The sequence below is a fragment of the Deltaproteobacteria bacterium genome (assembly GCA_030690165.1).
Taxonomy (GTDB): Bacteria; Desulfobacterota; GWC2-55-46; order UBA9637; family UBA9637; genus JACRNJ01.
Genome location: JAUYHF010000001.1, coordinates 1 through 14,370, shown reverse-complemented (window position 1 = coordinate 14,370; position 14,370 = coordinate 1). Strand labels below are relative to the sequence as shown.

20 protein-coding genes and 1 pseudogene are annotated in these 14,370 nt (G+C 41.7%); 14 read left to right on the top strand and 7 right to left on the bottom strand.

Features of this window, described 5'->3' with window-relative positions; genetic code table 11:
• Positions 1-127 precede the first annotated feature (127 nt).
• Positions 128-412 carry an XRE family transcriptional regulator gene (locus Q8P28_00105; protein MDP2681199.1) on the bottom strand — a complete coding sequence of 95 codons (285 nt, stop codon included), beginning with the start codon at positions 410-412 and terminating at the stop codon, positions 128-130.
• A 4-nt stretch (positions 413-416) separates the two neighbouring features.
• Complete coding sequence (locus tag Q8P28_00100; protein MDP2681198.1) at positions 417-731, bottom strand: type II toxin-antitoxin system RelE/ParE family toxin; 315 nt, start codon at positions 729-731, stop codon at positions 417-419.
• A gap of 278 nt (positions 732-1,009) precedes the next feature.
• On the opposite strand from Q8P28_00100, the gene Q8P28_00095 reads away from it, so the two are divergent.
• From Q8P28_00095 to Q8P28_00035, 13 genes and pseudogenes are all read left to right on the top strand, one after another.
• The gene (locus Q8P28_00095) at positions 1,010-2,254 is read left to right on the top strand and encodes a radical SAM protein (protein MDP2681197.1); all 1,245 of its coding nucleotides are present in this window, start codon (positions 1,010-1,012) and stop codon (positions 2,252-2,254) included.
• Positions 2,255-2,274: 20 nt separating this feature from the next.
• Positions 2,275-2,463, top strand: a complete 189-nt coding sequence (locus Q8P28_00090; protein MDP2681196.1) for a hypothetical protein — start codon at positions 2,275-2,277, stop codon at positions 2,461-2,463.
• Between the two features lie 210 nt (positions 2,464-2,673).
• Positions 2,674-2,931, top strand: coding sequence for a hypothetical protein (locus Q8P28_00085; GenBank protein MDP2681195.1), 258 nt, complete (start codon positions 2,674-2,676; stop codon positions 2,929-2,931).
• A gap of 31 nt (positions 2,932-2,962) precedes the next feature.
• A pseudogene (locus Q8P28_00080) lies at positions 2,963-3,337 on the top strand (PIN domain-containing protein).
• A gap of 9 nt (positions 3,338-3,346) precedes the next feature.
• Positions 3,347-4,141: a precorrin-4 C(11)-methyltransferase gene (gene cobM / locus Q8P28_00075; protein MDP2681194.1), complete on the top strand. Its 795-nt coding sequence runs from the start codon at positions 3,347-3,349 to the stop codon at positions 4,139-4,141.
• Positions 4,142-4,858 carry a creatininase family protein gene (locus Q8P28_00070; GenBank protein ID MDP2681193.1) on the top strand — a complete coding sequence of 239 codons (717 nt, stop codon included), beginning with the start codon at positions 4,142-4,144 and terminating at the stop codon, positions 4,856-4,858.
• 152 nt (positions 4,859-5,010) lie between these two features.
• Complete coding sequence (locus Q8P28_00065; GenBank protein MDP2681192.1) at positions 5,011-5,226, top strand: hypothetical protein; 216 nt, start codon at positions 5,011-5,013, stop codon at positions 5,224-5,226.
• Between the two features lie 131 nt (positions 5,227-5,357).
• Entirely contained in the window at positions 5,358-5,648 is a 291-nt protein-coding gene (locus Q8P28_00060; protein ID MDP2681191.1) for a hypothetical protein, read from the top strand.
• 15 nt (positions 5,649-5,663) lie between these two features.
• Positions 5,664-6,695: a cobalt-precorrin 5A hydrolase gene (locus tag Q8P28_00055; GenBank protein ID MDP2681190.1), complete on the top strand. Its 1,032-nt coding sequence runs from the start codon at positions 5,664-5,666 to the stop codon at positions 6,693-6,695.
• Positions 6,629-7,441 carry a precorrin-3B C(17)-methyltransferase gene (cobJ, locus tag Q8P28_00050; protein MDP2681189.1) on the top strand — a complete coding sequence of 271 codons (813 nt, stop codon included), beginning with the start codon at positions 6,629-6,631 and terminating at the stop codon, positions 7,439-7,441. The genes Q8P28_00055 and cobJ overlap by 67 nt, the downstream gene beginning before the upstream one ends.
• Positions 7,434-9,017, top strand: coding sequence for a cobyric acid synthase (locus tag Q8P28_00045; GenBank protein MDP2681188.1), 1,584 nt, complete (start codon positions 7,434-7,436; stop codon positions 9,015-9,017). The genes cobJ and Q8P28_00045 overlap by 8 nt, the downstream gene beginning before the upstream one ends.
• Before the next feature lie 116 nt (positions 9,018-9,133).
• Entirely contained in the window at positions 9,134-9,346 is a 213-nt protein-coding gene (locus Q8P28_00040; GenBank protein ID MDP2681187.1) for a type II toxin-antitoxin system HicB family antitoxin, read from the top strand.
• Complete coding sequence (locus Q8P28_00035) at positions 9,343-9,531, top strand: type II toxin-antitoxin system HicA family toxin (GenBank protein MDP2681186.1); 189 nt, start codon at positions 9,343-9,345, stop codon at positions 9,529-9,531. The genes Q8P28_00040 and Q8P28_00035 overlap by 4 nt, the downstream gene beginning before the upstream one ends.
• A 348-nt stretch (positions 9,532-9,879) precedes the next feature.
• Here Q8P28_00035 and Q8P28_00030 read toward each other — a convergent pair whose 3' ends face one another.
• The 3 genes from Q8P28_00030 to Q8P28_00020 form a co-directional block, all read right to left on the bottom strand.
• On the bottom strand, positions 9,880-10,872 hold the full coding sequence (locus tag Q8P28_00030; GenBank protein ID MDP2681185.1) for an IS30 family transposase: 993 nt from the start codon (positions 10,870-10,872) through the stop codon (positions 9,880-9,882).
• 81 nt (positions 10,873-10,953) lie between these two features.
• Positions 10,954-11,697 (bottom strand): site-specific DNA-methyltransferase, encoded by a 744-nt coding sequence (locus Q8P28_00025; GenBank protein ID MDP2681184.1) that lies wholly within the window; start codon positions 11,695-11,697, stop codon positions 10,954-10,956.
• Between the two features lie 82 nt (positions 11,698-11,779).
• Complete coding sequence (locus tag Q8P28_00020) at positions 11,780-11,980, bottom strand: hypothetical protein (GenBank protein MDP2681183.1); 201 nt, start codon at positions 11,978-11,980, stop codon at positions 11,780-11,782.
• A gap of 25 nt (positions 11,981-12,005) precedes the next feature.
• On the opposite strand from Q8P28_00020, the gene Q8P28_00015 reads away from it, so the two are divergent.
• A complete protein-coding gene (locus Q8P28_00015; GenBank protein MDP2681182.1) occupies positions 12,006-13,226 on the top strand; it encodes a U32 family peptidase in 1,221 nt (406 codons plus the stop codon).
• Between the two features lie 348 nt (positions 13,227-13,574).
• On the opposite strand, the gene Q8P28_00010 is transcribed toward Q8P28_00015, so the two are convergent.
• Together Q8P28_00010 and Q8P28_00005 are read right to left on the bottom strand one after the other, a co-directional pair.
• Positions 13,575-13,850, bottom strand: coding sequence for a type II toxin-antitoxin system YafQ family toxin (locus Q8P28_00010; GenBank protein ID MDP2681181.1), 276 nt, complete (start codon positions 13,848-13,850; stop codon positions 13,575-13,577).
• A 1-nt stretch (position 13,851) separates the two neighbouring features.
• Positions 13,852-14,112, bottom strand: a complete 261-nt coding sequence (locus Q8P28_00005) for a type II toxin-antitoxin system RelB/DinJ family antitoxin (protein ID MDP2681180.1) — start codon at positions 14,110-14,112, stop codon at positions 13,852-13,854.
• Positions 14,113-14,370: the final 258 nt, after the last annotated feature.

The window sequence follows — 14,370 nt, the reverse complement described above, 5'->3', positions numbered from 1 at the left end:
ATAGCATTTACTTTTTGGGGAAACCGACAAGTTGTCGCACTGCACTTACAGTAGCGGATGTACTTGCCCTAACGATGTGCTCAGAGGCCAAGTAGCAATCGGCGTGGAGAGACTTGTTAACTCATGTCTATGCGGCCATTTTAAGGCTTATACGCAGCCCAGCCTTTGTTGCGAGCGCGATGAGCATTTCCAAGCTGAACTTTTCCCATTTCCCTCTTATTAGATCAGAGACCCTGGACTGACTAACACCAAGAATCTCAGCCGCTTTTGCTTGTGTCATTTTTTTGTTCTTGATGACCTTCCGAAGATCAGCCATGATATTAGAACGCATCTGAAGAATTGCGGCTTCCTCAGGGGGAAAGCCGAGATCAAGAAATACGTTGCCTGAAGATTTGATAATAGGTTCTTTCATAATGTTACCCTCCAATTTGTTTGAATCGCTTACGAGCTAATTCAATATCGTGTTGATTCGTTTTTTGGCTCTTCTTTTGAAACGAATGGAGCACATGTACCGCATCCTCTAATTTCGCCACGTAAATAATGCGCCATTCTCCCAGGACATGAATTCGGATTTCCTTGACCCCGCTTCCTATGCTTGGCATAGGTTTCCAATTGGTCGGCTCAAATCCGCATTGTACGGAATACAATTCAAAGCCCGCGGCTTTTCGAGCTTCATCCGGGAAGTTGCGGAGGTCATCCAAACTTGAGCCTATGAAGTTTAGAGGTTTCATATTCTCGTTTTGTATTATATAAGTTTTTATATATTATGCAAGCAGAAACTTTGAGGGGGTAAGAGGCAACAGCGGTTTTTATTGAAAGGGCAGGTTGGCCTGAAGGGAGGGTAGTCAGGGATTTAAACAGCTTGAAAGGGAAGACATCGGATTATTTTTCTTTGTTGATTGTGAAGAAATGATTAAGCCGATAAATAGCATTAAGATACCCTCCCCCTTGCAACAGAATAAGGACATAGTGTAGTATAATCATTTACAGAAGACTGTAAAGAGGAGATATGGGCGAAGCAATTTCCATCAATCAGGAGTTATCTCAACCAGGAGAAAAAATCTATTATCCCACCCTCAGGAGGGAGATGCATGCCAGAAAGGTCCCTCTCAGCCTTGGCAAGCCCTGTTCGGTTATGTGCACCTTCTGTTATGAAAAAGAACACTCGTATCGTTCCGTTGATAATATACCAAAGACCACACAGGAGGATTGGGAATATATACTAAGCTATATAAATAAAATTCCATCGAAGGCTGATGAATATTGGGTCTGGGGCGGGAATGAATATATGGTCTGGACCGACCTGTTTCTGCACCCCAATGCAATGGACTGGCTGGAGGATTTCTTAAAATATACGGATAAGAATGTAACTATCTTTACGGTAGGATTTGTACATGTCCCCAGGATTCATAAACTGGCAGAGACATATAAAGGAAGGATGAATTTCGAGCTGTCCGTAAACACACTAAGCAGGCACAGGGATTTTCTTATGCCCAACGGCCCTACAGTGAAACAGGTATTAAAGATATTAGACGGCCCTGCCGTTACATCTGCTGATTTTTATTCATTCGGACCCCAGACAATGGCTGTTGATGCGTTAACCATATCAAATATCAATAAAAACTGTGTTCTATGGATGGGCTGCATGACGCCTCTGAAAGGGATGGATGATAATACGGTTTCTCTTATGAGGCAGGGCAAAAGGGCGCTCCCCGGAGAGGCCAGGACGATATATGACCTAAATCTTCCAAACAAGGCAACCATACATACAGAGGCATATATAACCGTCTTCTTGAACAGGAGGATTATTGTAAAGCACTTTGATTCGCTGGGTATTGATAAGAAAGATACACTTGTGGTTTCGAAGAGCATATACAAGATTCTGACCATGTATCGGAAGAAGAGGGCGCGATATCTCTATGTCCCGAATACTACCCTTGGCGGCGATACCGATTGCACCTCACTTTTGACCTTTGCAGATATAGAAAAGAGGCTCTCAAATGAAAAAGAAATCTATATGCCAAAGTGTATTATAGAAGGGGGGAGGGGAGGATACAGTGACATCTGCGGGGTAGATTTTGAAGACTTCAAATCAAAGGTCAGGTGCAGGGTCAAGTTAATCCCGGATATCAATACAAAGTTTGCCAACAGACAGCTTATTAAAAACGGAGACCTGAAAAACTATGTAGAGGATTATGTCTTTAACCCAAAATCAAAGGTATTCGAAGGGATACCGCTGCCGGAAATAAACTAATACTGTAAAGGAGAGCTTCTATGGAATACTGGATAAAGGTAGTTTTTACTGATAATCAGGAGTTGCTTGTAAAGGATACAACGAGGCATCATATCAACGATGAATTAGATGCCCTGGAGATAGAATCTTTATCAGGGGCCATAATGGTGCCTATGAAGCAGATAAAATATATCTCCTGCGACCCCAAGATCTTCAAGAAAAAAGATTAATTGAATAGCGCATCTTTTCTTAATGCCTTATGTCTTAAACAGAGGTGGAAGGTGGCCAAAACCTCATGTCTTTAATACTCCCCATACCCTATGCCCACTCTTATGGAACGCACTACGAAAATTGCAACTTATTTATGCTGGTTGCTGTATAAATAGCTTTTGATTATTGCAATGCAATGCAGTATATTATATTGCAAGGAGGCGATGGGTATGATTACGCAGATAACCGTAAGACTGCCAGGCGATTTAAGCAGAGAGGTTTACAGTATGGCCAGAAGGCTTCATTTGAAACGGTCGGATATTGTTAGAATGGCGTTGGAGAGATTTGTTCGCGGAGGGGAAGGAGAAAAGCAAGTCATGCCCTACGAACAGGTCAAAGACCTGATAGGTAGCGTTGCCAGCGGCTTGCCTGACCTTGGTGAATCTCATCACAAATACCTCATAGAGCGGATTAAACGTCGTGCGTAGCCTTTTACTGGATACCTGAGCATTTGTCGCCCTCCTGGACAAAAGCGAGAGAAATCATAATAGCTGTGTGGAATTCTTGAAAGGCTTTCAAGGAAGATTATTTGCCACAGAGCCGGTGCTTACCGAAGCCATCTACCTTCTCTGCCCATCGGTAAAGGCGCAGAGAGCCTGTATTGATTTCATCCTGCATGACGGCGCAACCCTTGTGCCACAGTCTCCTGAAAGTCTTGCAAGGTGTATTATCTTGATGGAGAAATATAACGATGTGCCGATGGATTTTGCCGACGCAACCCTTGTTGCCCTTGCAGAGGAAGCGGATATAGATGATGTGTTCACTCTGGATAAAAGGGATTTTCATACATACCGCATTGGGGGCAGGCGAAGATTTCATATATGGCCGGAATAGGAGTTGAATATGAAAAAATGTGAGACGGTCTTCTTCATAGGCTCAGGCCCCGGCGATCCTGAGCTTATCACAGTCAAGGGCAAGAGGCTTCTGGAAGAGGCTGATGTAGTGATTTATGCCGGTTCTCTCGTCAATGAGAAGGTTTTGCAATATGCAAAAAAAGAGGCGGCCTTATATAACAGCGCCTCCATGACACTGGAACAAATTATGAAAATTATGAAGGAAGCGGCAAACAATGGCAAAAAGGTTGCAAGGCTTCACACAGGCGATCCCACGTTATACAGCGCCCTTCGCGAACAGGCTGACATTCTGGAACGTGCGGAGATTCCCTACGAGGTTATACCCGGAGTAAGCTCTGCCTTTGCCTCGGCTGCTGCTCTGAAACAGGAGCTTACCATGCCGGAGGTTACCCAGACAGTTATATTTACAAGGCTCGAGGGCAATACGGCTGTGCCGGAAAGAGAGGGGCTTGCGGAACTTGCCGGACATCAGGCAACCATGTGCATATTTCTAAGCGTTGGAATGATTGAGAAAGTGGTTGAAGAATTGAGGCAAGGTTATCCCGAAGACACACCCGTTGCCGTTGTTTACAGGGCTGCATGGAAAGATGAAAAGATTGTAAGAGGGACACTGAAAGATATTGCCGCAAAAGTTAAAAAGGCAAAAATTGCGAGACAGGCAATGATAATTGTGGGAAAAACATTGGGACAAGGGGCAAGGGGCAAGGGACGAAGGTCAAAACTCTATGATAAAAATTTCGAACATGGTTACAGAAAGAAAGAAAAATTACGAGGAGATGATTAAATGCTTCTGGAAAATATCACGATGACTGATTTTAAAAAGGGATTGAAGAGGACAAAAACCATCATTATCCCATTCGGCACAATAGAAGAGCATGGAAGCCATCTACCCCTCTCTACCGACACGATCCAGGTGTATGAGGTGGTTAAGAAGGTGGCTGAGAAGATGCCGGTTTTTGTAGCCCCGCCGCTTCATTACGGGGTTTTGACATCAACAAGAAATCATGCCGGAAGCATCGGCATATCGGCAAATAGTTTGAGGGTGATAACAAGGGATATTATAAAATCAGGATACGCTAAGGGATTGCGGAATTTTATTCTGATTTCGGGTCATGCGGGTAATATTCACATGTCCGCTTTGAGAGAGGCCGGTGAAGATATGATAGATGAAATTGATGATATTAAAATTGCAGTCATATCCGAATATGACATGATAAGGAAAGAGAGCGATAAGTTTGTTGAGACAAAAGATGACGGCCATGCAGGTGAGATAGAGACATCGCGGATTTTATATCTTGTGCCGAACCTCGTAAAAGACAGGGCAAAAGAGGAGTATCCAAAGTTTTCAGCGCCATTTCTTGTAAAAGACAAGGTCAAATACTGGAAGGGCGGCGTGTGGGGGAATCCGTCAAAGGCGACAAGGGAAAAGGGAGAAAAGCTGTTTTTATTTTCCGTTGGCAGAGTCGTGGAGATTGTCAAGGGGATTGAGAAGGCTTTCTAATCCGTCTGACGAATGCATCGGCCCATTTTTTCAATTCAGGATGATCTTCGCCTTTCCATGCTCTTTATTGGACAATTCTGTCCGGTAATGTTTTTGCAAAGCAGTGTGCTTTCTGTTATCATTGGATTGTTTAAAGAACAAGGAGGTGTAAAATGCCTAAAATTGTAGCTCAGGTTCCGGAAGACATTTACAGGAATATTAACGAGGAGATAAAGCTGGGAGTATTTGTTGATGAGGCAGAGGCTATTGTTTCAGCGCTCAAAAAGACGTATGCCAAAAAGAGCAGAACATTCCTTAGATGGCTGATGAAAAAAGAAGGCATATCAGAAGCAGCGATATTAAAAGAACTTGTAAAGATGCGCAGATGAGATACAAGGTCTTTGTAGATACAAACATACTATTGTCAGGAGTCTTTTTTGACGGCAACGAATCCATGATTTTAGACTTGGTCTAATTAGACCTTGTAACAAGCGAGGATGTCATTGATGAATTAAAAAAGGTGGTAAGTAAGAAACTCAAATATCTGAAAGAAAGAACTTTTGAAATCGCCCTTGCTGAAACGGAAAAAGCGCTGAGCGATATTACGGTCATCCCGTGGATAAAATACAGCCATAAGATGAAAGATGCTGAGATTCTGATAAAACACAAGAAAGATATTCCCATCCTTGCAGCCGTGCTTTATTCCAAGCCCGATTGTTTTTTGACTGGAGATTCTCATTTCTTTACTGATGAAATAAAAAGTATAGTAACTGTAATGACTGCAAGAGATTTTCTTGAAAGAATTAAATGACTGAATTTTCTCAATATGAATCTTGCAATCTTTTCCCTTACAAAAAACGGCATAAAACTCGCTAAAAATCTTTCGCAAAAGATTGAAGACGCCGATATTTTTATCAATTCCAAGAATTTTAAGAAGCATGTCCGGTATGCCTTTCAAAAATATGACGGCCTGATTTTTATCATGGCTGCAGGCATTGTTGTGCGCACCATTGCCCCGCTTTTAAAGAGCAAGGCGGAAGATCCGGCGGTTGTTGTAATGGATGAAAAGGGGAAATATGTTATCAGCCTTCTCTCCGGGCATTTGGGCGGAGCAAATAAACTTGCCGAAGGTATTGCAAAAATAATTGGAGCTAAACCTGTTATCACAACTGCAACTGATGTGAATAATTTGCCATGCTTAGAGGATATTGCAGAGAAATTTCATCTTGCAATTGAAGATATAAAAAAGATTAAGGTTACAAATTCGGCTATCGTGAATGGCAGAAGAATAGCATTTGTTGATGAAAATGCAAAAAGACTGAAGGCAATAAAAGGGTTCGTGGGTTCAAAAGGGTTTAAGTTTTATAAATCTGCTGCACAAGCAAAGCGTGTGAAGCCGGAGGTATTCGTAATTGTCTCAAACCATTTTTCCATCAGCCATCAGCTATCAGCTATCAGCCTTATTTTGCGGCCAAAAGACCTTGTTGTCGGCATCGGCTGTGACAGAGGCGTAAACCTGAAGGAAGTAGAGGGCGCATATTTTGGTGTGCTGAAAAAACAGGATGTGTCTCCCTTGTGCGTAAGAAATCTTGCGTCCATTGATGTAAAGAAAGATGAAAAAGGGCTGTTGAGGTTTGCCAAAAGGCATAATTTAAAAATAGATTTTTATTCAAAGGATGAACTGGCAGAAATGCCGCTTCCTTCCGGCTTTTCCCCTTTCGTAATGGGGAAGGTCGGTGTTGGAGGCGTGTGTGAGCCGGCAGCGCTTAAGTCAGCAGGGACAAAAAGGATATGGGTGAAAAAAAACAAGATAGGAAGGGTAACAATAGCCATAGCGCAGGCTCCATTTTCATTGTAGGCATCGGGCCTGGCAGTTTAGAACATCTTACCTTTAAAGCAAAAGAGGCGCTGGAGAGCTGCGATGTGGTTGTTGGCTACAAGACATATATTGATTTAATTAAGAATCTCATCAGCGGCAAAGAGATTTTTTCTACAGGCATGACCAAAGAGGTTGACAGATGTCAAAAGGCAATTGAATTGGCTTTACAAGGCAAGAAAGTGGCAGTGGTGTCAAGCGGTGATGCCGGAATATACGGAATGGCAGGGCTGGTATTTGAACTACTTCAGGGGTCAGCAAACCCAGCCTTCCTTCTCCCCCATCCCCGATCCCCGATCCCAGTTTCCGTCATTCCCGGCGTTCCCGCCTTCTGTGCGGCTGCATCGCTTCTTGGCGCGCCACTCATGCATGATTTTGCATCTATATCTCTGAGCGATCTTTTGACGCCGTGGGAAACAATAAAGAAGCGGCTTAAATTGGCGTCAGAAGGGGATTTTGTCATAATCCTGTATAATCCAAAAAGCAAAACAAGGGTTTCTCAGATTGAAGAGACAATTGAAATGATATCAATGCACAGGGATGGGAATACCCCTGTAGGTATAGTAAAAAATGCGTTAAGGGAGGGGGAAGAAATAAAAATAACCACTTTGAAAGAAATGCCGTCCCACTATGATTTTATAGATATGTCAACAATTCTGATTGTAGGAAACAGCGCAACCTTTATTTCCAATAACAGGATGATTACGCCGAGGGGATATGATGTCTGACAAAGCTCGCCCCATAATGCTTCAGGGCACTTCATCTCATGTTGGCAAAAGCATTATTACCGCTGCACTCTGCCGGATATTCAGGGAACATGGCTTGAGGGTTGCCCCATTTAAGGCGCAAAACATGGCCCTTAATTCATTTGTTACTATGGACGGAGGCGAGATCGGAAGGGCGCAGGCGTTTCAGGCAGAGGCGGCAGGGATAGAGCCGACTGTCGACATGAATCCGATACTCTTAAAACCTACATCCGATATGGGTTCGCAGGTTATTATTCACGGCAAGGTTTATGGAAATATGAAGGCCGCCGAATATCACAGATTTAAAAAAGAGGCGGCGCGATATGTGATGGAGAGCTACCGGAGATTGGAAGAGGAGAATGACCTGATTATCATTGAAGGCGCCGGAAGCCCTGCTGAAATAAATCTGAGGGAAAATGATATTGCAAATATGGGACTTGCAGAGATGGTTGATGCGCCGGTAATTTTAATCGGAGATATTGACAGAGGCGGCGTATTTGCCTCGCTTGTCGGAACAATGGAACTTTTGGCCGCTTCTGAGAAAAAGAGGGTTAAGGGTTTTATCATAAATAAATTCAGAGGCGATTTTGAACTTTTAAAACCAGGTCTTGACTTTCTGGAAAATAAAACAGGCTTGCCGGTTTTCGGCGTTGTGCCGTATCTTAAAGATATAAACCTGCCTGATGAAGATGGGGTAGTTTTAGACAGTGGTCAGTGGACGAAAGGCACAGAAGTGCCTTTCGTGGTCAGTGGTCAGAAAAAGATTACGATAGTTGTTATAAAACTTCCCCGAATTTCCAATTTTACAGACTTTGATCCATTTAGATTTGAGCCGGACGTCTCCGTTCATTATATTACAGAGCCTGCGGAAATAGATGGGGCTGACGTGGTCATAATCCCTGGAAGTAAGAATACATTGGAAGACATGGACTGGCTGTGGAAGACCGGCATTGCAGATAGGCTAATCCATTATGCTGGAAACGGGGGAAAGGTGAGCGGCATCTGCGGCGGTTTTCAGATGCTCGGCAAATTGATAAAAGATCCGCATGGTGTGGAAGCTCATGTTAAAGAAATGAAAGGACTCGGGCTATTGCATGGAGAGACAATTCTGGAAAGAGAGAAAAGAACATATCAAGTAGGTGCGACAATCCCCTCGTTCCCCCCTTTAGCAAAGGGGGGCAGGGGGGATTGTCTGGTGAAAGGTTATGAGATACACATGGGAGAGACAGACGGAAAAGAAAACTATTTTGCAATAATAACGGACAGGAATAATACTACGGTCAAGATAAAAGACGGCGCTGTCTCAGCTAACGGCAAAATCTGGGGCACATACATACACGGCATCTTTGATAATGATGAGTTTAGGACTGGGTTTTTAAATGAAATCAGAACTGACAGAGGGTTACCGGAACGGGGTGTCAGCGCTTTTGCGGAGAAGAAAGATAAGCAGATAAATATTCTGGCAAAGACAATCAATGAGAGCGTCTCCGTGCAACGGCTTTATGAGATTATGGGATTGAAGGGGTTGCAGCAAGGTTTCCCTCGACGTGCCATATAAGTTAATCTAAAATTTGGTAAAGATGCATGTAGACATAAAAAAGAATGTTAGGGCTATAAATATAGATACCTGAATTATGAATTTTGAAGTATAATAGCATCTGAAAGGGGGCAAATATGAATACAGAATATACTGCTATAGTAAAGCAAGAGGATGATTGGTGGATTGGCTGGATAGAGGAAATTCCAGGGGTAAACTGTCAAGGGCATACTCGTGAAGACTTAATAGAAAGCCTTCGAACCACTCTGAAAGAGGCTCTGGAATTCAACCGCCAAGATGCTCTCGCTGCGGTAGGAGCGGGGTATGTGGAAGAAAAAATTGCTGTATGAAACGCAATGACCTGCTGAAATATTTACGGTCTCAAGGATGTGAATTTGTAAGAGAAGGCGGGCGTCATTCATGGTGGTGGAATCCGAGTCAAAACAAACGTTCATCTGTGCCCCGACATACAGAAATCAACGATAACCTCGCAAGAAAAATATGCAAAGACCTTGGTATAAAACCAGTAAAGTAAGCCCTAACAATCAAGTCCAGCGGATGAGATAAACCGCCACCGATTAGTTTAAGCGTTAAACAATGACAGCATTGATTTACCAGGGCTTTATGAGATTATGGGATTGAAGGGGTTGGACAACTGATGTAACTTCTCTCAAAATTTGTCCGAAAGCTTTTAGCGTAATTAATTTGTAAAATTATATCGCATGAAACATAATTTACAACCAAAAATTGTTTTCCTTGTTTTTCAAGGGGTTAAAAAGATATATCGGAAATTTTTCTTGAATCTCCGCACAAATTGACCTAAAATTCACTAAAAATGTAGGTAGACATAAAAAGGAATGTTAGGGAAACAATAAAGCCACATTCAACGAGCAAGTGCAACACTTGAGCTAAAGACCTCATAAGGTGTTTTGTAATTAAGACACTTGCGAGGCCTATTATTTAATAAAGATTCAATGTGTTTTATCTTGTGACTGCTCACTGTAGCAAAATCGGTTTTCTTAGGCAAGAATCGTCTAACAAGACCAACGGCATGTTCAACAGCCCCCTTTTCCCAACTATGGTAAGGGTTGCAAAAATAGGATTTTGTTCCAAGCTTTTTATTAGTTTTAAGATGCTCCACATTCTCTGAACCGTTATCGTAAGTTATGGTCCGTTTCAGAGAAGAGGAATAGGGCTTTAGCCGTTCCTCAATTGCACGAGAGAATAGATGAGAAGACTTTTGTTTGATCTTTTGAAGGTGAATGATTCTGCTTTTGCGCTCCAGGAGAACGGCTAAAGCAGCAAGGCTTTGACGAGACACAACGGTATCGGTCTCCCAATGACCAGGCTGTCTGCGTTTTGCGATGTAATGAGGCCTCTTTTCAATGGAAATACGCTCCGGTATATGGCTTTTACTATGTTTACGGGAATATCCGCGCTTAAGCCTTTTTCTGTGGCTGCGGGGCAGATAAACCGTTAAGTCTTCCTGTTTGCGCTGTTCTTTGTTATAGATAAACTGGTATATGGCCTCATGGCTAATGGACATCTTCGGATGCTCATTAGACCATCGTCCTGAGATAAGTTCAGGAGACCAGCCAAGTTTCAGTTTTTCTATTGTATAGGCCATAGTCTCTTTGTTTTTTAATCTCGGTCGTTGACCGGATTTGCACTTTCGTTCTTTTGCGCGTTCATCTGCCTTATGAGGCAGATAGCAATCATAGACCGGAGATTTATTGCGCCTCATCTCTCGTGAGATAGTGCCTTTATCACGGTTTATGAGTCTTGCTATTTCACTTGCTTTGAAGCCTTGAGCGCGAAGAACGGCTATATGGTCTCTCTCTTCGCTGGAGAGATGTTTATATGTTTGTTTGTGCATTCACTTAGGATACCTTCCTTTCCTAAGTGTTGCACTTCCTTATTGAACTGGGGTCCTAAAATTTCCTGTTTATTTTGCATATTAGAATTTTTTTAATCTTTCTTTGGCTAGCTCACAATAATCCTTACTAATTTCAAATCCTATATAATTTCTTTTTAATTGCTTGCAAGCCACTGCCGTACTCCCGCTTCCTATAAACGGATCAAGAATAGTGTCATTTTCTTTTGAGAAAAGTGCCAGCAGTTCTTTTATAAATGTTTTTGGTTTTGGCGTAGGGTGGTTAATAAATCCCTCATCTGGTTCAACCATTCTACCGGGCGTATCTAAAAAAATGTCTTTTCCTTTTCTAACCATTTTGGGGTTACCTTTTTTAAAAACAACACACGACATATATTTAGTAAAACCAATAGGCGATATCACTCTTCCATTCGGACAATATAATACAAAATTCCAAAAATACTGAAAAGGATTGTTCTTAAAAATATCTGGTAAAAATTTTGTGCTAAAAAAAGTGATATAAAAAGAATCGTTTTTTAATACTCTATAGCTTTCTGGCAAAGATGAGTAAAATAAACTTAAATCATGATCATTTCTTATCCCGACTTTATTTAATCCATATGGCGGATCTGTTAAAATAAGATCAATAGAGTTGTCTGGAATTATTTTAAATCCCTCAAAACAATCAACATTATGAATTGTATTTAAAATATTATTTTGCATAAGATTTTTTGTCGTGTTCAAAATTTTTACCAAATCTATTCCCTTAATTCGCCTAATGCCAATTGATGGTATTTTTTTATCAGCAATATTGGTTATGGGACACACTTCCCATATTCTTGATATAGACCCCTTTTAAACTCTATGCCGCCTTTTTGGTGTTTAACCTGTAATCTCTTTTGATTCTGATTCAACTGCCATAGGTCATACTGCATCTGCTGTGTAAGCGCCAGCTCGCTGGTATTGTATTAAAGGCAATGGAAAGCCTTGTTGCCATTATAAGCCCTGCTATAAAAAGGTCAATAAGAAACTGTTCTAAAATTATGATAGAATTTGCAAGTATATGCAAAATTGCTAACAGACTTAAATTTACAGGGGTTAGAAAAAACATCTGTATATTTTGAAAGGAAATATCCTTGAAGCATAAAATAAAATTGCCTGAATTATTGGCCCCGGCCGGAGATTTTGAAAAGATGAAAATCGCCCTGCACTACGGGGCCGATGCGGTCTATCTGGGGTTGTCCGATTTCAGTCTCCGGGCCAAGGCGGATAATTTCACCCCCGCTGATTTGGAGTTGGCCTCAGGATTTATTCGTCTGGCGGGAAAGAAATTTTATGTGACCATCAATATCTTTCCACACAACAAAGATATTTCTTTAATCCGGGAGCATTTGCAATTCCTAAGAAAAATCGAACCGGACGGGATAATTGTTTCCGACCCGGGAGTTCTGGAAATGGCCCGGGAAGAGATTCCTGGTTTGCCGATCCATATAAGTACGCAAGTGAATGTTACCAATTATCAAGCGGCAAAGTTTTGGGAAAAAGCCGGGGCAAAAAGGATTGTTTTATCCAGGGAAATTACCCTGGATGAGATTAAGGAGATCCGGGATAATGTGGGCGTGGAATTGGAATGTTTTGTCCACGGGGCGATTTGTATCTCCTATTCCGGACGATGTTATTTAAGCAGCTTTATGGCCAACCGCTCGGCCAATCTTGGCTTGTGCACTAATTCCTGCCGCTGGCGGTTTACCCTGATGGAGGAGAAGAGGCCGGGCCAATATTTCCCGGTCTATGAAAACGACAGGGGGACATTTGTTTTAAGCTCCAGGGGTTTATGTCTGATTGAGTATCTGGATAAATTGGCCGAGGCCGGGGTAGACAGTTTCAAGATTGAAGGACGGATGAAAGGGATCAATTACCTGGCCGGAGTGGTAAAGACCTATCGGGAGGCCATTGATAGTTTAAGCGAGGGGCCGTATCGGATGCAGGATCACTGGCAAGAGGAACTCTTGATGTTTTCCGACCGGGGTTATTCTACAGGTATGCTTTTGGGTAAACCTTCCGATAAAGGCTACGCTCATGATGAAGAGGTCTATAAAAGCACTCATGAATTTGCCGGGGTCGTTCTGTCAGTGAAGGATAATATGGCGTATGTTGCCTTACGGAGTAAAATAAAAATTGGGGACACCTTGACCTTTGTTTCTAAAGATTCTAAGGGAGAAAACTATATCCTGAAAAATCTCTTTGATTCTGAAGTAAAGGCTATAGAGGTGGGTAAAAACGAAGAGATAGTTTTGATCCCGGTAGAAAACAGGGTCAAAGAGAACGACATCATGCGCCGAGTGATAAATCCGTAATTAACGGTGCCTGATTTTTTGTTTTCATTCCCTCCTTTTTATCACCTCAAGCCATAAAAATGGCAATTAAACACTGTGCTAAAATTGTGATATAATCAATCAGAATAGATAGAATTGCTGAGAGTAGATAGCATTGTTAAATATTTATCATCAGTCAGTTTTTGAAAAATGGCCTCTTGAGGATAAATCAGTTCAGGCGATTATGAAAATCTTTACAACAACCCATATTCAAACCCCTACTCAAATCCATATGGCAGGTAAACAATAAAACAATTTTCTACACACCCCTATACAGGTTTTTATGTCTTTGTCACGCCGCTATCTGCAAATCAATCCTGTCGTAGCCAACTACTCAAAAATATCCGCATGGCTGCCTGTCCTTTCAAAGATAATCATGTTCTCTTGCGCATTGATTTTATAAATTAGCAGCCAGTCTGGTTCTATATGGCATTCTCTGCGGTCTTTAAAGTTTCCTTTTAGAGCATGGTTTCTGTATTTGGGTTCTAACGGGTCTTCGTTGATAAGTTTTTGCATGATAGCATTTAACTTGTCAATGTCCTTGCCCCGCTTCTCCATTTTTGTATAATCTTTTTCAAACCGATTAGTAGTAGTAAATTTCAGCATACTATCCAGCCATCTTCTTTATAAACTCATCCATGTTTTTATACTTATTCAGTGCCTTGCCGGCATCAGTCTTTTTAAATGTATCCAGCGTGGTTTTGTTAGGTATCTTTACCTCAAAGGGCAAGCCCTTCTGTAGTCTTACCTGTGAGAGAAAGAGATTAACAGCCTCTGTTATGGACATGCCTAATCTCTTTAATACCTTCTCTGAATCCTTTTTTAATTCAGGCTCTACCCTTGCTATTACCATTGCAGTCTTTGCCATAAAAACACCTCCAAATAATATTTAACAATAATGTATCACATTTAGAATACAAAGGTAAATAGAAATTTCCCCTATATCTCTAAATCAATCTTGTCATAGATAACCTTAAGCTGCTTTGGGTAATGTATTATTTCTTGTGTCAGAAGCAAGAAAGGGGTATCTCCATGGTAAGCCAATACCAAAACAAAAGGAGGATACCCCATGACTCAAAGAGCCACAATAGAGAATTATGCACAGGCAGTAAGGATAGTCAAGGAA